Source organism: Methylophilus sp. 3sh_L (assembly GCF_046766015.1).
In the GTDB taxonomy this organism is placed as follows: domain Bacteria; phylum Pseudomonadota; class Gammaproteobacteria; order Burkholderiales; family Methylophilaceae; genus Methylophilus.
Map to the genome: position 1 here is coordinate 90,529 of NZ_JBKOUF010000002.1, position 19,973 is coordinate 110,501.

The window sequence follows — 19,973 nt, forward strand, 5'->3', positions numbered from 1 at the left end:
TCAGACTGATAGTACTGGTCAGCCAGTGTGTCACCCGGCATCATAATGGGTTATGAGTGATGCTGATAAAACAATGCGGTCCAGCCGTTTTTTGCAGGGGTTGGGCGGTTTATTTCTGGTCTGTGTATTTGTGGTGATGGTCTGTGAAATGCTGGGTTGGCCGTTTTTGCGCCAACCCTTGCAGAGTGCTTTGCAAAACCAGCTGCAGCGGTCGGTGAGCATAGAGCGACCCTTTCATTTGCAGCTTTTAGGCGGAATCAGGCTACAAGCAGGCGGGTTGAAGATAGCCGCACCAACAGGCTTTGATGCCCCTTATTTTGTTGAAGCGCATGGCGTATCGTTGGCCCTGCGCTACCGGGATTTGTGGTCACTCAAGCCAGGAGATCCCTACCGTATTGAGTCTATTCGTGCCGACAGTTTGAATGCTTACTTGATTCGCCATGACAACAAGGAGGCCAGCTGGGATTTTGAGCTGGAAGAGGGCGGTCCGCCACGGCCGTTTCCGATCATTGAACAACTTGCAGTTAATCAAGGGCAGGCCAAAGTTGCAGATGCGGTCACCGATGCCCAACTGAGTGTAAAGTTTTATACCGAAGAGGGGGCGCATCTTAAAACCCCTGAATCCCAGATTAAAGTCAGTGGTCATTTCCGTCGCCTGCCTTTGCAAGCGTCGCTGGTGACGCAGGGATTTTTACCCATTGCGACCCAAGGCCGTGATTCGCCACCAGTGAATTCACAAGGCTGGTTAAATTATGGCGCAGTGCATGCCACCTTCCGCGGTGCCGTTTATGACGTACTAGGTGCGCAGCGTGTCAAAGGCCAGCTTGAAGTAAAAGGGGCCTCATTGGCAGATGTCGGCGATTTATTAAGCCTGACCTTTCCAAGGACACCAAGCTTCAAAATCAAGGCTGAGGTGGAAAAAAATACCTCGCAATGGGCAGTCAATGTGGCCTCAGCGCACATCGGCAAAAGTCAGCTGTCTGGCCAGTTTGTTTACGACCTTGCGCCGGAAACGCCCATGTTGACTGGCAAGCTGCAAGGGTCATTACTCATGCTTGCGGATTTGGCACCCGCGTTTGGCGCGCAGTCTACCCCTGCGGCGGCAGATCCGCATGCTGGCAAATTGTTTCCAAATGAATCGCTGGATTTTGCCACTTATGGCCGCATGAATGCAGATATTGATGTGCATATTGACGCTGTCGATCTGGGAACTGCCTTCCGGCAACGTATTTCACCGCTTAAGTTGCGGCTGTTATTGCAAAAGAACAAATTAAGTTTGGCGGGGCTGGAGGCGACGACCGCCCAAGGAAGTCTTACCGGCGATCTCTCGATTGATGCCCGTGATACCCAAAACACAGATTTGTCGCCACCGCCGGCCCCTGATTGGGAGATTGCCCTGGCAGTGCGTGACATCCGCTTGGAGCAGTGGCTCAAGGTCTCGCCTAAACCTGATAACAAGCCAGTAAAGGGTGCGGCCAAAGACAGTGAAACCAAGGCAGCGCCTGCATATATCAGCGGAAAATTAAATGGGCGCGCCAAACTGCAAGGCCGTGGGCGCTCGACTGCAGAATTGTTGCGCTCACTGGATGGCCAGCTTGCCTTGATGGTACGCCAGGGCGAGATTTCCCATTTGCTAATTGAAGCCGCCGGTTTAGATATCGCCCAGGCTGTCGGAGTGATGATCAAAGGCGATCAGTCTTTACCCATGCATTGTGCTGCGATGGGCTGGCGCGCCAAACAGGGCGTGTTGACCCCGGAAGCGGCCGTCATCGATACGCCGGTGACAACCGTCGCAGTGAATGGGGCTATTGATTTGGGTCAGGAACAGCTCGATCTGAAACTACAAGCCAGCCCTAAAAACTTTTCGCCGCTTACCGTGCGTTCACCCATCCTTGTGACGGGCCCCTTTGTGGCTCCTGAGGTGTCGATTAGCCCCGGGCCTGTTGCCGCACGCGTCGCTGGCGGCGTCTTGCTCGCGCTGATTAATCCATTCGCTGCGATTCTGCCGTTTATTGATCCTGGCGAAAGTGCGAGTACCGATGAAGGCTGTCAGAAAACGTTGCAGCAATTAAAAATGCGGCAACACTAATTAAACAAGCGACGTATGCATTTAAGTAAAATCTGTTAGGTTGGCTTGAGGAAAAAAAAAGAACCCAACCGAAGTTGGGTTTAGGGAGCGATTTTGGAGATATACGCTTACGGTTTATATAAAGCACAAGCTGTGCCAACTTTAGTAAGTTTATATAAATCAATAGGTTAGTTCTTCCCCTTCTTTTTTGGGGCAAGAGCGATCATTAGGGTGAATGAATTTTGCACCTTTTTGGTGCGTTTTATTGCTCAATAAACAGGAGATATCATCAATACTGATTAATTGCTGGACATCGCTAAAGATGGATGCTGAGGTCGCCTCATGCTAAAATCGCGCTTTATTTTTGTGATACGGAAACTTGATCGTCATGTTTAGCTTTTCAAGAAACTTAAGCGTTGCAGACCCGGCCTTGGCCCAAATGATTTCTTCCGAAGTGGAGCGTCAGCATCAGCATATCGAGTTGATTGCTTCAGAAAACTACACCAGTCCAGCGGTGATGGAAGCCCAAGGCTCACAATTGACGAACAAGTATGCTGAGGGCTATCCCGGTAAACGCTTTTATGGCGGTTGCGAGTTTGTGGACCAGGTTGAACAATTAGCGATTGACCGTCTGAAAGCTTTGTACGGTGCTGAGTATGCCAACGTGCAGCCACACTCCGGTTCACAAGCTAACCAGGCTGTGTATTTCTCTATCCTGAAACCAGGGGATACCGTGATGGGGATGAACCTGGGCCACGGCGGTCACTTGACACACGGTTCTCCAGCCAACCTGTCCGGTAAATTATTCAATATCGTGCCTTATGGTTTAAACGATAAAGAAGAGATTGATTACGACGAAATGGAGCGTATCGCGGTTGAGTGCAAACCAAAACTGCTGATTGGTGGGGCTTCTGCTTATGCCCTGCGTTTCGACTGGGCACGAATGGCTGAAATCGCCAAAAAAGTCGGTGCTTATTTCATGGTGGATATGGCGCATTATTCTGGCTTGATCGCCGCGGGTGTTTATCCTAATCCGGTACCTCATGCTGATTTTGTGACCTCAACTACGCACAAGACTTTACGTGGTCCACGTGGCGGTATCATCATGGCCAAAGCGGAGTTTGAAAAATCCCTCAACTCCAACGTGTTCCCAAGCTTGCAAGGGGGCCCATTGATGCACGTCATCGCCGGTAAGGCAACGGCTTTTCTGGAGGCAGCACAACCAGAATTTAAGGCATACCAGGAGCAAGTGTTGAAGAACGCCAGCATCATGGCGAGCACCCTGGCTGCGCGTGGCTTACGTATTATCTCTGGACGCACCGAGTCACATGTGTTCCTGGTAGACCTGCGTCCTAAAGGATTGACCGGTAAAGCCGCGGATGCTTATCTGGGCCAAGCGCACATTACCGTGAACAAGAATGCGATTCCTAACGATCCGGAAAGCCCATTTGTCACTTCCGGTATCCGTATCGGTTCCCCTGCAATCACCACCCGTGGTTTTAAAGAGGCCGAAGCCGAGCAAGTGGCTAACCTGATTGCTGATGTGCTGGATAATCCGGAAAACGCAGAAGTGATCGCAGCGACCAAGGCAAAAGTACATGCCTTGACAGATCAGTTCCCAGTGTACGGCAAATAATTTTTCCGGCTACCCACAGCCATGAAATGTCCATTTTGCGGCGCTGATGATACGCAAGTGGTGGATTCCCGCCTCAATGAGGAAGGGAACTCCATCCGCAGGCGCCGTCGCTGTCAGGTGTGTGACAAGCGGTTTACCACCTATGAAACGGCAGAGTTGCATCTGCCGCAGGTGGTCAAGCAAAATGGGACACGCGAAGAGTTCAAGCGCGAAAAGCTGCGGCTCTCCTTTACGCGGGCCTTGCACAAGCGTCCTGTGCCTACCGAATATGTGGATAAGGCCTTGGACCGCATTATTCAAAAAGTGCTTGGCTTGGGTGCGCGCGAAGTCCCGGCACGCCTGCTGGGCGAAACAGTCATGCAAGAGTTAAAACAAATGGATCAGGTGGCGTATATCCGTTTTGCTTCGGTCTATCGGAGCTTTTCAGATGTGGACGACTTTCATAACGCCATCCGTGATCTGGATAACTGACAACCGCATTAGCCTGCCTACATCGCTTTGGGGTCAAGGCCATGCATTCCGTGTCTCTGTTTTAAGCATACACGGTCTATCAACGTTGCATTTGAAGGCGGGGGCATATGAAACTGATCAAGCTGTCGGCAATTGTATTAGCCGGATTCACCGTGATTCTGACCATCGTGTTTTTTACCTGGTGGGCATTTAAAGATGAGGCCGTATTTGGCCGTGACAAGTTTGACCAGGCACGCTGGATTTCATTAGCCAGTACAGTGCAAACCGAGTGTAGGCGTGGTGACATGGCTTACGATCTCAAAAACCATATCCTGATCCGCGGTGCCAAAAAAGAGGCGGTAATGGCTTTGCTGGGTCGGCCCAGCCTCGAAGATGCGAACGCGCTGGAATACGACCTGGGTAAATGCATGCATGTTTACCATGCTTTGCGTATTTATTTTGACCAGGATGGTCGTCTGACGCATAGCCAAATCTCCTCTCATTAACGTTCATTCTTTATCGACCACTACGCAGCACAGCAGTGCTAACTCCCGCCGATTCCGGATTGACCTCGCGACAAAACCACCGCAACCATGGCTTTTTTTGTATGATGGCAGTCTATGCGACACAGTGCTCAAGATATTGAATGGATGACCCGGGCCTTGCGCCTGGCGGCGCAGGGACTTTATACGACAACGCCTAACCCACGCGTCGGTTGCGTCATCGTTAAACAGGGCAAAGTGATTGGCGAAGGTGCCCATCTTAAAGCCGGAGAACCCCATGCTGAAGTGCATGCCTTGCGTGCCGCTGGTGAGCAGGCACGTGGTGCCACGGCCTATGTCACGCTGGAACCCTGCAGCCATTTTGGCCGCACGCCCCCTTGTGCAGATGCGTTGGTCAATGCCGGGGTGAGCCGCGTCGTGATCGCCATGCAAGACCCGAATCCTTTAGTGGCGGGTAACGGCATCACGCGGTTGCAGTCGCAGGGGATTGCCGTCACCGTTGGCGTTTGCGAAGCACAGGCCAAGGCGTTGAATCCAGGGTTTATTTTACGTATGACGCAACAACGCCCCTATGTCAGGCTCAAGGTGGCTGCCAGCCTGGACGGCCGGACTGCACTGGCCAATGGGGTCAGTCAGTGGATTACCTCGCCTGAGGCGCGTAAAGATGTACATCACTGGCGCGCGCAAAGTTGTGCGGTCATTACCGGTATCGCCACCATCCTCAAAGACAATGCCTCGCTCACCGTGCGTGAGGTCAACACGCCACGCCAGCCCTTACGCGTCATTCTTGATAGCCAGTTACGCATTCCGATAGACGCCAAGGTATTGCAGGATGGTCATGCGCTGGTGGCCTATGCGCAAGGGGATGCGGCCAAACTCGAAATCTTGCAAGTAATGGGGGTGCGCACGCTGCATGCACCCAATGCGCAAGGCCAGATTGATCTTGGCGCTGTAATGCAGGCATTGACGGCTTGGCCTTGTAACGAGGTGCTGGTGGAGGCGGGGGCAACGTTGAATGGGGCCTTTTTGCAACATGGGTGTGTGGATGAGTTGTTGTTCTATTACGCCCCCAAACTGATGGGCCATCCTGCACAAGGAATGTTTGCCATGCCAGAATGGACGCAGATGTCCGAGGTGCAATCGCTAGAGATCATCGATCTCAGGATGGTCGGGCAAGATATCCGTCTTCAGGCTAAACTGATTCCCTAATAGTATGCTGATCGATACCCATTGTCATCTGGATGCCGCCGAGTTTGATCCTGACCGTGAACAAGTCTGGCAAGCTGCCTTGGCGCAGGGGGTGCGGTCGGTGGTGATTCCCGCGGTGACACAGGCGACCTTTCAACCCATTATGGCCTGGTGCGCAGGCCATCCTCAAGCTGGATTTGCACTGGGCTGGCATCCCATGTATGTCACTGAAGCGCCTGAGGATGCCTTGGCGCAACTCGAACAGACTGTCGCTAATGTCCTAAGCGGCCCGCAGGCCCATCAATTACTGGCAATTGGGGAGATTGGCCTCGACTTTTACCTGACGCGTGAACATGAGGCTAAGCAGCTTGCGTTGTACGAGGGGCAATTGCGTATTGCCAAGCAGTTTCAGTTACCTGTGATTTTGCATGTGCGCGGCGCCATAGACACCATCCTCAAATATTTGCGCAAGCATGCTTTAACGGGCGGCATTGCCCATGCCTATAATGGCAGTAAGCAGCAAGCCGAGATCTTTGCCAGTTTGGGGTTCAAATTGGGCTTTGGGGGTGCCATGACCTGGCCACGCGCATTAAAACTGCGGCAACTGGCCGCAGAGTTGCCTGTGGAAACCTTGGTTTTGGAGACAGATGCGCCGGATATTCCGCCGGTCTGGCTCGGGCATCAGGGGAGAAATGCGCCGGATCAATTAAAAAAGATCGCGGAGGAAATGGCGGCTATGCGTGGCTTGGAAGCTTCGCAACTCATTGAAATGACTGGTAAAAATTCTATGCAAGTTTTACCAAAATTGGCTCATTTATGCACATGACTTAAAGTGACACTTTAAGAATGTGTCGAAAGTGTTTCAATTATAGTGGTCACCGGTAACCTATTGATTTTATTGAATAAAAAAATAGATTAAAAAATGAACTTTTGGAAAAAGTCCTTATAAATTGGTAAGTTACGGAATTAAGACACAGCAATCCACAAAGTTATCCACAGATTTTGTGGATAGGAAAATACGGTGTTTGTCCTACAAAAAAAGCAAGTGGTTTTACAACTTTTACAATTATTGATCAGCGCTTTGCCTGGCCCTTCATATGCTTATCCAATCCCAACATTTCCGTACCATTTGGCAACAAGCCAATGCGGTTTATATCATTGACCAGACGCGGTTGCCGTTTGATTTTGTGACCGTGGAATTGACTTCCTTGGCGCAAATGTGTCAAGCCATCCGCCAGATGCAAGTCCGTGGTGCCCCGCTTATTGGCGCAGCGGCAGCTTACGGGGTGGCTTTAGGCATACAGCAGGATGCCAGCGATGAACATTTGCAGGCGGTTGTGAAGCAGTTGGTTGCCACGCGACCGACTGCAGTCAATCTGGCTTGGGCGGCACAGCGTATGCAACAGGCACTGATGCCGCTGGCCGTTACCCAACGTGCAGCGGCCGCATGGCTGGCTGCGCAAGCGATTGCCGATGAGGATGTGGCACAGAATCTGGCGATTGGTCAGCACGGTAAAGCCTTGATTGCAGAAAAGGCAACAGTGAATGCCAATCAGGCCGTCAATATCCTGACCCATTGCAATGCGGGATGGCTCGCGACGGTCGATGGCGGAACTGCCTTGGCCCCGATTTACGCTGCGCACGATGCTGGTCTCAAGGTGCATGTTTGGGTTGATGAAACGCGGCCACGCAACCAGGGCGCCAGTCTGACCGCCTGGGAGTTGGCGCAGCATGGCGTACCGCATACGGTGATTGCCGATAATGCAGGCGGGCATTTGATGCAGCATGGCCAGGTGGATCTGGTGATTGTCGGGGCAGATCGTGTCACCAGTCAAGGCGATGTGTGCAACAAGATTGGCACCTATTTGAAAGCGCTGGCAGCATTTGACCAGCAGATCCCCTTTTATGCCGCGGTGCCCACGCCAACCATAGACTGGCAGATTGCACGCGGGGCAGACATCGAGATTGAAATGCGCGATGCGGATGAAGTTGCTTATATGCAAGGCCAGACCACCGCCGGACAAATACAGCGCATCCGGGTGATTCCGCATGAAAGCCCGGCATTGAATCCTGCATTTGATGTGACGCCCGCCAGGCTGGTCACTGGCATGATTACCGAGCGTGGTGTGTTTGCACCAGACCAGTTAGCGCAGCTTAACGCAGAAAGTTTGGGACGCTAACATGACTCAGCTTACGCCAGCGCAACAATTGCTACAGACTGCCCAGAAAATGGCTTTCACCGGGTTGAACAAAGGCACCTCAGGCAATGCCAGTGTGCGGTTGGAGGATGGTTTCCTGGTGACGCCTTCGGGTGTCCCGGCAGAGCAGCTGCATGTGGACAGTATGGTGTATATGGACTGGCAAGGCCGCGCTGAGGCAGGAAAGAAACCTTCCAGTGAGTGGCGTTTTCACCTGGATATTTTGCAGGCCAGGCCAGAGGTTAATGCGGTAGTGCATTGCCACAGCATGTTTGCGACGACGATTGCCTGCATGGGGCGCGACGTGCCTCCATTTCATTACATGATTGCCACCGCCGGAGGGGATACTATCCGTTGCGCGCCTTATGCCTTGTTTGGGACCCAGGCCTTGTCTGAGGTTGCGCTCGTTGCCTTGCATGAGCGTAAAGCCTGTTTACTGGCGCATCATGGCATGATTGCCCTGGGGCGGGATTTACCGCATGCATTAGCTGTGGCGGTAGAAGTGGAAAACCTCTGTGAGCAGTACTGGCGTTTGCTGCAAATCGGTGAGCCACGCTTGCTGACCTCGGCCCAAATGCAAGCGGTGCATGCCCAATTTAAAGGCTATGGACAGTGGCGGGATCCAGTCTAATCCAATCCATTGTCAGGGTTTGGGAAATAGCGCCAGCGTGGTCAGCCGTAATAACCGTCCAGGATCACAAATATAGAGGTTGTGTTTAATCTCGCCCGCAGTCGCGGGGGCTGCAAGAATGGCATCGGCGGGTGCAAAACATTTAAGTAACACACCGCCAGACTCTACCGCATTGAGTCCTTTGGCATAAGTGGTGGCCAGCGCTTCCGATGGTGTCCAGCAAAAGCCAATCTGGTCCTGGTCAAACAAGAACCAGCTTTCGCCCCGGTACAGGGTCAGGCCATTGGCGGGATGAGATTGCGCGTTTGGCAAACATTTTTTAAGCACGCTGAGGACCAGCGCGTCATTTTTAATCAGGGCACGCAAATCGCCGCCATATTGGGACCACAAGGCTGCAATTGAGGATGTGTCCAATCCTGGCAACGCCTGCATCTGCACGATATATTCAAAGGTTTGCCGCCACAAGCGCGCATCTACGGTATTCACATAGTGGCCATGGCAAAACTGCTTGGCCAAAGATTGTACAGTTAAGGGTTGCATACGGAATGAAGCAGGGCTGCTCATAACAGGCGCAGGTGGCTAACGCACCCATTCGCCCTCAATCAATTTTTCTTGCGGCTGAAACTGCTGCTTGTAGGCCATTTTCTGGCTGTCTGCAATCCAGTAGCCCAGGTATAAGTAGTCCAGCCCCAGTTGCTTTGCCCACTCGATTTGCCAAAGGATGCTGTAAGTGCCATAACTCGCTTGATCTGTGGTGTCATAAAAAGTGTATACCGCTGACAAGCCATCCATGACGATGTCTATTACGCTGACCATTTTGAGTGTGTGCTGCGCATCCCTAAATTCCACCATTACACTATCCACATTGCTCTGACACAGGAATTGCTGATATTGCGAGGCTTCATCTTCTTGTGGCGTGCCCGGTGGCTCGTGACTAGGATGCCGTTGTTGCTGATAACTCAGATACAAGGCAAAGTGTTCTTCATTATAACTGGCATCCCGAATGGTGGCCTGTAAGCCTGCGTGCTTTTTAAATGCGCGCTGCTGGCTACGGGTTGCTTTGAACACATCAACGGGCAAACGGACTGAAATGCAGGCATGACAATGTTCGCAATGTGGGCGGTACGCAAATTTACCGCTACGGCGAAACCCTTGCTGAATCAGGCCGCTGTACACCGACCCATCGACCAGGGTTTGCGGGGTGGCGATCAGGCTCTGCGCAAGTTTTTTTGGCAAGTAGCCGCAGGCGTAAGCTGTGGTCACATAAAACTGTAATTTTTGCAGGGGCGCGTCGTTAGGTAGGGTCATATTGCACTAAATGCGTTAATTCTGCGATAAACCGGTCTCTGGGAATTTCATAAGCACCAAAGCTGGCAAGCAGTGGTGTATGCATCTGACAGTCAATCATACCGACTTGTTGCGTCATTAGCCATTGCACCAAATGGGCAAATGCCACCTTGGACGCATTGCTGACATGGTGGAACATGCTTTCACCATAAAACATGCGGCCAATTTTGACGCCATAACAGCCACCGACCAATTGCCCGTCCTGCCACGCCTCCATACTGTGGGCGTAGCCTAAGGCATGCAACTGGCTGTAAGCGGCAATCATCTCATCGGTGATCCACGAGCCGGATTGCCCTGGGCGCGGCGCGGCCGCACAGGCTTGCATCACGGCAGAAAACTGCGTATTCATGCGTAATTCGAACGGTTGTTGCTGAATGACTTTGCGTAACGAGCGGGAGATTTTCAGCGCTTGTGGGAAGAGTACCATGCGGGGATCAGGGCTCCACCACAGGATGGGTTCGCCAGGGCTAAACCACGGGAAAATCCCTTGTCTGTAAGCATTAAGCAAGCGCTGCGGCGTCAGGCTGCCACCGATGGCGACCAAGCCGTTGGGCTCTGTCAACGCCTGCTGCAAGGACGGGAATGGGGTGTCTGCAGCGAGAATGAGTACTGGCCCGCCCGGTAAGGGATAGTAATTGTCATGCATAAACAGTCATTGCTGTAGTGTCTGTGTGCCAGCCCACCGCTGCGCCGTTCCGCTGAAGTTGGTGGGCTGGAAACGTCAGCTTCAGCGGCCAGCCTAGCCATTTGCTTAACCGGCCATACTTGTAAAGGGCTGGATATCCGTTGGTCGGCCCTCGCTTGCGCTTTCAACTGGTAATGTTTGCGCACGCACGCCCATCAGCCCAGGCACTAGAACTTAAATGGATTGTGTTTGTTCGTCCATTCTATAACCTTATTGCCGGGGATGCCACGTGAGATACCAAACCCTTGCGCATAGTCGCAGCCAAGCTGGGCCAGAATCTCCGCCTGCTCGGCTTTTTCAACGCCTTCAGCCACCACTTTGCGGCCAAAGTCGCGGCAGAGGGTAATCACGCCACGAATCACCGCCATGTCTTCCTGGTCACTTAACATGTTATGGATAAACGACTGGTCAATTTTGATGATATCAACCGGCAACCGGCGCAAGTAAATCAGGGAGGAATAGCCAGAGCCAAAGTCATCAATCGAGAACCCAACGCCTAATGCCTGGCATTGCTGGATCACGCGGTTGACGCGGGCAAAGTCGCTGATGGCCGCACTTTCAGTGATCTCAATATGTAATTGTTGCGGCTTGATCATGGCATATTTTTTAAACAAGTCAGCCAATAGCTCTGGGAACTGTCTATGCATTAAATGCTGGGCGGCGATGTTGACTGAGACCTGTGTGTCCAGCCCCTGGCTTTGCCACTCGCTCAATTGGCGCAGGCTTTCTTCCATCACCCAGTTCCCAATATCCACAATCAGGTTGGTATGCTCGACTGCGGTCAGGAAGTCGTTAGGGTAGAGCAGACCACGTACCGGATGCTGCCACCGCAATAAGGCCTCAAAGCAGAAAATCTCGCCAGATTGCATGCAAACTTGCGGCTGGTAAACCAGGCGGATATGGTTGTTTTGGATGCCATGCAGCAAATCTTTGAGCAAGGCTTGCTGCTGCTGGGATTGTTGCGCAGAGGCCAGGTCAAACAAGTGGAAGTGATGCCCGCCATGCGTTTTGGCATGATACATGGCGTGATCTGCATGGCGGAGCAAGGTGTCCGGTGGGTTGCGGTCTATCGGATATAAGGTATAGCCTATGCTGGCCGAAATTGAGAATTTGAATTTGTCTACCTTGAACGGTTTTTCAATGGCCGTTAACAGTTTTTTCAGCAGTCGGGCATAGTCATTCGCCGTCCGTAGCCCGCACAACAACATGGCAAACTCATCGCCGCCAAGCCGGGCCAGGGTATCTTGCGGCTTTAGCAGGCCATTAAGCCGGGTTGCCAGTTGCATCAGTAAACGGTCACCATACTCATGGCCGTATTGATCATTGACGATTTTGAAGTCATCCAGATCAATATAACAAATGGCTACCAGTGTGGACTGGCTTTCGGCTTCGTGTAGCGCTTGTTGCAGTCGGCTCGAAAATAACACCCGGTTAGGCAATTGGGTCAGCACATCGTGATAGGCCAGATGTTCCAGCATATTTTGCTGTTCCTTGGCGCGTGTGATATCGGAGAACAGCCCGACATAGTGCTGAAATTCGCCCGACTGGTTGAGCACAGGTGATAATTCCAGCTCTACCAGGTAGTCATGTCCTTGTTGATGACGGTTCCAGACCTCGCCTTGCCATTCTTGAAAGCCTGTTTGGCTATCATAGAGCGTCTGAAATAGCTCCGGTTGCTGGTAGGCAATGCCAAGTTGTGCCGGGGTTTTACCCATGACCTCTGGCTGCGCATAGCCGGTGACCACGCTGAATGAAGGGTTGCACTGAATAATATGCCCATGATTATCAGTAATGAAAATGGCATCATGGGCATGGTCAAACACACTGGAGGACACCTTGAGCCGGCTGGCATTGGCTTGCAATTGGCTCACCATTTCGCGCAGGCGGCGGCGCATCTTGAGCATATTGGCGATCAGGCTGTCAGGCGTTGCGGTGGTGTGGTCCTCGGCAAAGTCGCCGCTTTCTATCCGCATCAATAATTGCTTGGCGGTTTCGGGATCGCCGCCCAAAGGGTTTAACACAAAACGTTGTAAACCACTGACAATCGCAATCAGTACGACTAGCGTGAGAATAAAGGTAATGATCATCAATGGCGACAGTGCGCCCAGTGCCGACCAGTAAGCCTCACTGGTCGGATACAGGATGTTGATCTGGAAATCCCATTCAGGTACTTGCCGCGTGACCTTGGTCCAGCGGTGCTGGCTATCTTTGAGCGCGACCTGAGCTTCCTGACGTGTCAGCCCATTGGTTAAAAAGCGGATATTGCCGTGTCCATCGGTGATGGCGACAAAGCCTTTTTTGAGGAAGCCCCATTGCCGGATTGCCTGGTCAATGGCATTGAAATCAAGCTTATAACCGACATACCAGGCCCCAATCACATTGCCGTGATTGTCCTGCATGGGCTCATAGCGTGAGAGGTAAGATTCCCCCAGAATATCCACCACACCAAAATAGGTCTTATTTTTTTGCAGGGCAACAATCGCCTTGCCAAACGGATCCAGCTCTGTGCCAAACGCATTGCTGCCGTCCGCTTTTTTAACATTGGTAGAAATCCGCAGAAACTGCGAACCACGTTTGACAAAAATGGTAGCGGTACCACTGCCTATGCGGGTCACAGAGTCGACCAGTAGCGTGCTACCCGTTTGTGGCGTGTCCCCAAACTGCAAGTTCGGCACCTCCATACCCAACATTAAGGTCGTGCCGTTAATATTGGGCGGGCCTTCAAGTGAGCCATATTGTTTGAGTAATGCCATGCTGGAAAACACATGTTCGCTCACCAGTGTTTTTGCGGTGATCAGCAGGTTAGACAGTTTTTGTGTTTCTTCCCTGGCCTGGGTGTCAATATTGTTTAAATGTGCGTTGAAAATAAATGCGAAAGAAACCAGCCCAATCAGCAACCCCAAGCTGGTCAGTGGTAATAGGATTTTTTTAAATAGAGTGTAGTGCTTCATTGTTATTTAATGTAATTATTTTATAAGTTAATTTCCCCGTACTGCTCTTTGTTTATACATGGCTTTACAAGCGACTGCAATCATTTAAACCAATGTGGCCTGTTCTGGGCAAATTTTAACGAGTTGCCGTCTTATTTATTACACAATTGTTTTTCGTATGACTGCCCGTGAGACAAGTAGTGATATGAGATTGCTTTTAATGGGTGTTTTTTAAAAAAAATTCTTTCAAATCAATCAATTAATGCGTAAAATGCGCAACTTTCAAGCATTAGCTGGTTATCCGCGTGGAAATCTATACTTCCCTTACTGCCAAACCCATCCAAAGTTACCGCCCTTACTGGGCTAAACGCTTTGGCACTGCCCCAGTGCTGCCCATGAGCCGCGCTGAAATGGATGCGCTAGGATGGGATAGTTGCGACATTATTCTGGTCAGTGGGGATGCCTATATTGATCACCCCAGTTTTGGGGTCGCCCTGATTGGCCGCTTGCTTGAGGCGCAAGGTTTTCGCGTAGGTATTATTGCGCAACCGGACTGGCAGTCGGCAGAACCGTTTAAAGTGTTGGGTAAGCCCAATCTGTATTTCGGTGTCACGGCGGGAAACATGGACAGCATGGTCAACCGTTACACTGCGGACCGTAAAATCCGCTCTGATGATGCTTACACACCTAATGCTGAAGCCAATAAGCGTCCGGATCGTGCCGTGCTCGTGTACTCACAGCGCTGTAAAGAGGCTTATGCCGATGTGCCGCTGGTGATTGGCAGTATTGAAGCCAGCCTGCGCCGCATTGCGCATTACGATTACTGGTCAGATAAAGTCCGCCGCTCTATCCTCATCGATGCCAAGGCGGATTTGTTGGTGTTTGGCAATGCCGAGCGTGCCATTATCGAGCTTTCGCATCGCATCGCCCGTGGTGAAGCGATCCATGAAATTCAGGATATTCGGGGTACCGCGTTTATCCGCAAGCAAGTTCCGGATGAATTTGTAGAAGTCCCTTCTACGCGACTCGACCGACCAGGGGTGGTCGAAAAGCACGAAGATCCTTACGCGATGAAAATGGGTAAGGGCGATGCGAGTTGTGCCACGGAGGATCAGGGCAAAGAGGCCAGTGCTGCGGCGATTAGCCTGCCGTTACCGCTGAAGGCTGCAAAAGTACCGCGTGATCGCCAGGTGATCCGCATGCCGTCTTATGAAGAAGTGGTGAATGATCCTGTCATGTATGCGCACGCCTCCCGGGTGCTACATCTGGAGGCCAATCCAGGCAATGCGCGCGCACTGGTGCAAAAGCATGGTAACCGCGAGGTCTGGCTCAATCCGCCACCGATCCCACTCACGACCAAAGAGATGGATTATGTGTATGACTTACCATACGCGCGTAAACCCCATCCCGCCTATGGCGACGCTAAAATCCCGGCTTGGGAAATGATCCGTTTCTCGGTCAATATTATGCGAGGCTGCTTTGGGGGATGCACTTTCTGCTCAATTACAGAGCATGAAGGCCGCATTATTCAAAGCCGTTCAGAAGACTCCATCTTGCGTGAAATTGAAGAGATCCGGGACAAGGTAGATGGCTTTACCGGCGTGATTTCAGATTTGGGCGGCCCGACTGCCAATATGTACCGGTTATCCTGCAAATCTGAGGAGATCGAGAAAAATTGCCGCAAGCTCTCTTGCGTGTATCCTGGCGTTTGCGAAAACCTCAATACAGATCATTCTGCACTGATCCAGTTGTATCGTAAGGCGCGTAACCTGCGCGGCGTTAAAAAGATTCTGATTGGCTCTGGCTTGCGTTATGACCTTGCAGTCAAATCGCCCGAGTATGTGAAAGAGCTGGTGCAGCATCACGTCGGTGGTTACCTCAAGATTGCGCCTGAGCATTCTGAAGAGAATGTACTCAGCAAAATGATGAAGCCTGGCATGGGCGCCTATGATGAATTCAAGCGCATGTTTGAGCGTTTTAGCGCAGAGGCCGGTAAAAAACAGTATTTGATCCCGTATTTTATCGCCTCCCATCCAGGGACCACCGATGAAGACATGTTGAATCTGGCCTTGTGGCTCAAGCGTAATGATTTTAGATTGGATCAGGTGCAGACGTTCACGCCAACGCCTATGGCCATGGCCACCGCAATGTACCACAGTGGTAAAAATCCGCTCCGTAAAGTGACCGCGGATTCTGAAACCGTGCCGGTGCCTAAAGCAGGCAATATCCGCAAATTGCACAAAGCCTTTATCCGCTACCACGATCCGCAGAATTGGCCGATGTTGCGCGAGGCATTGAAGAAAATGGGGCGGGCGGATTTGATCGGTAATGGTAAAAAACATCTGGTGCCTGCTTACCAGCCAGCGGTGTTGCCGCAAATCGTCCAATCTGACGGCAGCCGTTTCCAGGCCAAGCCCTTAGCTAAAGGGTTTAACCAGACCAAGAGTTTTGCCAGCCCGAAAAGGCATCCTCCGCGCCCCAAGAAACACTGATTGATGAAGGTGCCGGCGGTGACGGCAGCGTTATACCGGCAGGGTGATGCCGGCATCAACCAGCGTAGGCGGACGATACTCAGGTTGCGCTTGCCATTTGGCTGCGACTGAGGCATCTAGGGTGACATTCACTGCCGTAACGGGGAGGGGATCAGGCGAAGCGGCTGCATCTGAGATCACTGGAGGGGTGCCATAGTAAGGCCGGTAAAATCTGCCGTCGCCCTTGCTGAACAATCCTTTAACCCAGGCATACATGCCATAAGCAAATGCCCGGTAAGCATCGGTGGGCTGGCATAAATAGGCTTCTGGCGGCACCGAAAATGGTTTGAGTTTAAGGCCTCCCGCACGGGCTTTGTCCAGCATCCATCCCATTGCAATGTTCGCTAGCGGATCATGGCCATAGCCGCCACCCACATTGGCATGCGCGCCGATAAACCAGCGCTGTTCCACCGCAATATTTTCAGGTTTCTTTTGACCGCCTGTATTGGTCCACATGGCGACCTTGTACGCTTCACGGTGCTCGTCAATCGCCATCGCATGGTAGGCATACGAAACGATTTTGGAAAGCTCGGTATCATGCCAGGCATAAAAGCCCTGTTCAGAAATCATGGTGCCTGGGATGCCAAGCGCGCCGACGGTATCCCATACCCCTAGAAAGTGGATACGCACCTCCTGACTGTAGCTTTGCCTGAATGCCTGGCATTGGGCGCTCTCGGGGGCGGCTGATTTGGTGCGGTACAAGTTTTCTGCACGCGCCAGTAAGTCTGGCGTGCTGGTGTTGAGCAATCCACATTTGCGGATCAATCCGACCAGGCTCCTGGCGGTATAGGCCCCCCGGCTAAAGCCAAATATCCAGATTTCATCCCCGGTCTGGTAGCGCCTGACCAGCCAGTCATATCCTTTGAGCAAGTTTTTGCTTAAGCCATAACCAAACAGTCCTCCGCGGAGCTTATCCCAGGCACCTGTGCCAACGCCCGGTTCGTAGAAGAAACGCTGTTCAATGTCACCATCTTTTGCTTCGATCAATGTTGAGAGCTGGTAAACGTTGGTCAGGTCTTGCGGATCGTTCCAGGTGCCGTCAAATAAAACAATCAAACGTTTGTTGCTTTTCATCTGGCGATCTCCGTTGATGAGCGAAAGTGGCGCAGTAGTCTTGCGTGCTTATGTCACGTATGGCCTGAGTATGGTAGCTGGGGCAACGACAGATGACAATGCCTGCTTGTGCCATGCGAAGCATGGCAGCGGATATTTATTTATGAGACGATGTCACAATCGCGCTTGCAGCGTCACTGCAGCGGTCTGGTAGCCTATTTAAACGTGAGGAATTTCATGCGAAGTGCTCGTTTGTTCGCCCTGTTTTTATTGATCGTAACCCCGCTGCTACAAGCCGCAGAAAAAGGGTTGTTCTGGCAGTTGCAAGCCCCGAATGGACAAGTCAGTTACCTGTTTGGCACCATGCATACCGATGACAACCGGGTGACCAATTTTTCACCGACGGTGATTCAAGCGCTTAAGAACGTGAATATGTTTATGCTGGAGGTGGCAGATGCGCCGCCAGTGAGCCTTTTGCAAATGCCAGACGGCAATTTGAAACAGTTACTCTCAGAAGCCGAATTGCAACAGGTGGCTGCACTGGCAGACATGCATGTGATCCCGATGGACGCGGTGCTTAAAATGAAACCCTGGTTGCTGGCGGTCATGTTTGATTTGCCCAAGCCACAAACGCCGTTTGCGCAAGATCTGTTGCTTAAAGCTAAAGCAGAGGAGTTCGATAAACGTATTGTGGGATTAGAAAGTGCGCAAGCGCACTTTGGGGTCATGGACAGTTTGTCCACGGACGAGCAGTTGCTGATGTTACGCGCGGTGCTTAAACGCAGCCAAAAGCAAAAAGAGCAAGACTTTGAACGGCTGATGAAGGCTTATCTGGCCGGAGATGCCCAGCAAGTGGCAAACATGGATGATGACATGACGCGCGGGATTTTACCGGCGGCTTTGTGGCAGCGCATGCGGGTGAAGTTGCTGGATGAGCGCAATGTGGTGATGGCAGAGCGCAGCATAGAGCAAGCTCGTCAGGGAAGTGTGTTTATTGCGGTTGGTGCCGCCCATCTGGCGGGCAAGAATGGCTTGCTAGAAGCATTCAGGCAAGCGGGTTTTAAACTGACCGCGCTCAAAAAATAGTCAATCGCTAATAAAGACAGCCATTTTAAGGGTTGTGCTTGGGGCGACCTGCTTCGTGGGCAATGCGGGTAATATGCGATACAAAATCGGCATCTTCGCCGACCAGTAGCCGTGGCAGATGCTGACGGAAATCTTCGCGCTGGCACCACTCGCGCATGTAATCTTCCCATGACATCCAGCGGCGTAAGCGCTTCCCGCGCATATCGGGGTCGTACGCCAGCAAATAAGCACGCTCAAACAGTGAAATGAGGATTTCAAACAGCACCAGTTTGCGCTCTTCCTGTTCGGCGCTGAGGGGCAGAGGCTCACGCTGCGAACGCAATTGCAGGTCAGGATTCGCCATCACCAGTTTTAAAAAATCGGTGTAGTTGTCGGCCAGTAACTGGTAGACCTCTTCATCTTCATTTTCGCGCTCTTTGCGTTGCTCAAGCACAAAGGTCACAATTGCGAGTGGCAAGCCGACCACGGTGACCACATAGCTGAGTAATTCCCAGGTTTCTAAAGGCATTCAAGCACCACAAAGTGTTAGGTCAGGCACAGCCTGGATTTAAAAGCAGGTTAGTTGATCTGATTGGCTCGTTGTTGAATGACGTCTATACACTCATCAAACTGCAAGGATTTATCAAAAAAATACTCCACACCCATGTTTTGCGCCAGATTGCGGTAATAGCTATTGCCATGATTGGTCAACATGACAATGTCAGGGGTTTTATGTGGGTAGTTTTGTTGGCGGGTATGCCTGACTACGTCAAAGCCGGTGCCTTTCGCAAGCTCAATGTCGAGTACCACCATATCATATTCATGGGTGTTGAGTAGACTGATGGCCTCATCACTGGTGGTAGCGACATCCTGGATATCAAGTTGCTGGCAATCTTGCAGCATTTCCACAATGACATCGCGGATCAACGCAGAATCTTCAACTAACAATAATCTATACATGACAATTTCACCGATGGCTCCCTGGGTGATCTAAAATGATGCATTTTCGATACTGACATGACATAAGGGCGCCTTGTTTAGCGATTTACCTTTATTCAGTTAAGTAGTCCATATTTAATGGCATAGTAGGTCAGGTCAGCATTTGATTTCATCGCCATTTTTTCCAGAATACGGCTGCGATAAGTGCTGACAGTCTTGATGCTGATAAATAACTCATCTGCAATTGCCGTGGGGGTTTGGCCTGCCGCCAGCTTGACGAAGACCTGAAACTCCCGGTCAGACAGGGTTTCATGCAACTGTTTTTCCGAGGGGTGGCTGAGTTCATTGGTCATTAACTCGGCCAGTTCAGCAGAGATGTAGCGTTTGCCTGCCGCAATGGTACGGATGGCCTGGATAATCTCGTCTGAGTCTGCATTTTTGGATAAATAGCCTTTACAGCCGTTACGCATCAAATTGAGTGCGTACTGGTCTTCAGCATAACCACTCAAAACCAGCACCGGTAGGGTAGGCGCCACATGCTTGAGTTCATGCAAGGTATCCACACCGTTTTTATCCGGCATGGAAATATCCAGCACCATCGCATCAAACTCATTTTTACGGACTAGCTGGATGGCTTCTGCACCTGAGCCTGCTTCGCCGGTGACTTGCAGGTCAGACTCCAATTCAATCAGGTTGCGTAAACCATCACGCACGATGCTGTGATCATCTACCAAAAGAATTCTTTTCAT

General features: G+C 51.5%; 18 protein-coding genes. 10 read left to right on the forward strand and 8 right to left on the reverse strand.

Features of this window, described 5'->3' with window-relative positions:
- Positions 1 to 52 precede the first annotated feature (52 nt).
- From ACIDF8_RS06145 to ACIDF8_RS06180, 8 genes are all read left to right on the forward strand, one after another.
- Positions 53 to 2,089, forward strand: a complete 2,037-nt coding sequence (locus tag ACIDF8_RS06145; RefSeq protein ID WP_412009739.1) for an AsmA family protein — start codon at positions 53 to 55, stop codon at positions 2,087 to 2,089.
- Positions 2,090 to 2,456: 367 nt separating this feature from the next.
- Positions 2,457 to 3,704 carry a serine hydroxymethyltransferase gene (glyA, locus tag ACIDF8_RS06150; protein WP_412009740.1) on the forward strand — a complete coding sequence of 416 codons (1,248 nt, stop codon included), beginning with the start codon at positions 2,457 to 2,459 and terminating at the stop codon, positions 3,702 to 3,704.
- A gap of 21 nt (positions 3,705 to 3,725) precedes the next feature.
- Entirely contained in the window at positions 3,726 to 4,175 is a 450-nt protein-coding gene (gene nrdR, locus ACIDF8_RS06155) for a transcriptional regulator NrdR (protein ID WP_412009741.1), read from the forward strand.
- Between the two features lie 107 nt (positions 4,176 to 4,282).
- A complete protein-coding gene (locus ACIDF8_RS06160; RefSeq protein ID WP_412009742.1) occupies positions 4,283 to 4,660 on the forward strand; it encodes a hypothetical protein in 378 nt (125 codons plus the stop codon).
- A 114-nt stretch (positions 4,661 to 4,774) separates the two neighbouring features.
- Complete coding sequence (gene ribD, locus ACIDF8_RS06165) at positions 4,775 to 5,866, forward strand: bifunctional diaminohydroxyphosphoribosylaminopyrimidine deaminase/5-amino-6-(5-phosphoribosylamino)uracil reductase RibD (RefSeq protein WP_412009743.1); 1,092 nt, start codon at positions 4,775 to 4,777, stop codon at positions 5,864 to 5,866.
- Positions 5,867 to 5,870: 4 nt separating this feature from the next.
- Positions 5,871 to 6,671, forward strand: coding sequence for a TatD family hydrolase (locus ACIDF8_RS06170; protein WP_412009744.1), 801 nt, complete (start codon positions 5,871 to 5,873; stop codon positions 6,669 to 6,671).
- 271 nt (positions 6,672 to 6,942) lie between these two features.
- On the forward strand, positions 6,943 to 8,025 hold the full coding sequence (gene mtnA, locus ACIDF8_RS06175; RefSeq protein ID WP_412009745.1) for an S-methyl-5-thioribose-1-phosphate isomerase: 1,083 nt from the start codon (positions 6,943 to 6,945) through the stop codon (positions 8,023 to 8,025).
- A gap of 1 nt (position 8,026) precedes the next feature.
- Positions 8,027 to 8,674: a class II aldolase/adducin family protein gene (locus ACIDF8_RS06180; RefSeq protein WP_412009746.1), complete on the forward strand. Its 648-nt coding sequence runs from the start codon at positions 8,027 to 8,029 to the stop codon at positions 8,672 to 8,674.
- 12 nt (positions 8,675 to 8,686) lie between these two features.
- Here ACIDF8_RS06180 and ACIDF8_RS06185 read toward each other — a convergent pair whose 3' ends face one another.
- The 4 genes from ACIDF8_RS06185 to ACIDF8_RS06200 all read right to left on the reverse strand — a co-directional run bounded on the left by ACIDF8_RS06185 (position 8,687) and on the right by ACIDF8_RS06200 (position 13,657).
- Entirely contained in the window at positions 8,687 to 9,238 is a 552-nt protein-coding gene (locus ACIDF8_RS06185; protein WP_412009747.1) for a hypothetical protein, read from the reverse strand.
- 15 nt (positions 9,239 to 9,253) lie between these two features.
- A complete protein-coding gene (locus ACIDF8_RS06190; protein ID WP_412009748.1) occupies positions 9,254 to 9,982 on the reverse strand; it encodes an arginyltransferase in 729 nt (242 codons plus the stop codon).
- Positions 9,969 to 10,667 (reverse strand): leucyl/phenylalanyl-tRNA--protein transferase, encoded by a 699-nt coding sequence (gene aat, locus ACIDF8_RS06195; RefSeq protein WP_412009749.1) that lies wholly within the window; start codon positions 10,665 to 10,667, stop codon positions 9,969 to 9,971. Before aat ends, ACIDF8_RS06190 begins: the two co-directional genes overlap by 14 nt.
- 206 nt (positions 10,668 to 10,873) lie before the next feature.
- Entirely contained in the window at positions 10,874 to 13,657 is a 2,784-nt protein-coding gene (locus ACIDF8_RS06200; protein WP_412009750.1) for an EAL domain-containing protein, read from the reverse strand.
- Positions 13,658 to 13,941: 284 nt separating this feature from the next.
- Between ACIDF8_RS06200 and ACIDF8_RS06205 the strand changes: the two genes are divergently transcribed.
- On the forward strand, positions 13,942 to 16,128 hold the full coding sequence (locus tag ACIDF8_RS06205; RefSeq protein WP_412009751.1) for a YgiQ family radical SAM protein: 2,187 nt from the start codon (positions 13,942 to 13,944) through the stop codon (positions 16,126 to 16,128).
- Between the two features lie 30 nt (positions 16,129 to 16,158).
- On the opposite strand, the gene ACIDF8_RS06210 is transcribed toward ACIDF8_RS06205, so the two are convergent.
- Positions 16,159 to 17,241 carry a DUF2235 domain-containing protein gene (locus tag ACIDF8_RS06210; protein ID WP_412009752.1) on the reverse strand — a complete coding sequence of 361 codons (1,083 nt, stop codon included), beginning with the start codon at positions 17,239 to 17,241 and terminating at the stop codon, positions 16,159 to 16,161.
- Between the two features lie 216 nt (positions 17,242 to 17,457).
- Between ACIDF8_RS06210 and ACIDF8_RS06215 the strand changes: the two genes are divergently transcribed.
- The gene (locus ACIDF8_RS06215) at positions 17,458 to 18,306 is read left to right on the forward strand and encodes a TraB/GumN family protein (RefSeq protein ID WP_412009753.1); all 849 of its coding nucleotides are present in this window, start codon (positions 17,458 to 17,460) and stop codon (positions 18,304 to 18,306) included.
- A 25-nt stretch (positions 18,307 to 18,331) separates the two neighbouring features.
- Here the strand turns inward: ACIDF8_RS06215 and ACIDF8_RS06220 are convergent, their stop codons facing one another.
- The 3 genes from ACIDF8_RS06220 to ACIDF8_RS06230 form a co-directional block, all read right to left on the reverse strand.
- Positions 18,332 to 18,814 carry a hypothetical protein gene (locus ACIDF8_RS06220; protein ID WP_412009754.1) on the reverse strand — a complete coding sequence of 161 codons (483 nt, stop codon included), beginning with the start codon at positions 18,812 to 18,814 and terminating at the stop codon, positions 18,332 to 18,334.
- A gap of 50 nt (positions 18,815 to 18,864) precedes the next feature.
- Positions 18,865 to 19,245: a response regulator gene (locus ACIDF8_RS06225; RefSeq protein WP_412009755.1), complete on the reverse strand. Its 381-nt coding sequence runs from the start codon at positions 19,243 to 19,245 to the stop codon at positions 18,865 to 18,867.
- A gap of 95 nt (positions 19,246 to 19,340) precedes the next feature.
- On the reverse strand, positions 19,341 to 19,973 hold the full coding sequence (locus tag ACIDF8_RS06230) for a response regulator (protein ID WP_412009756.1): 633 nt from the start codon (positions 19,971 to 19,973) through the stop codon (positions 19,341 to 19,343).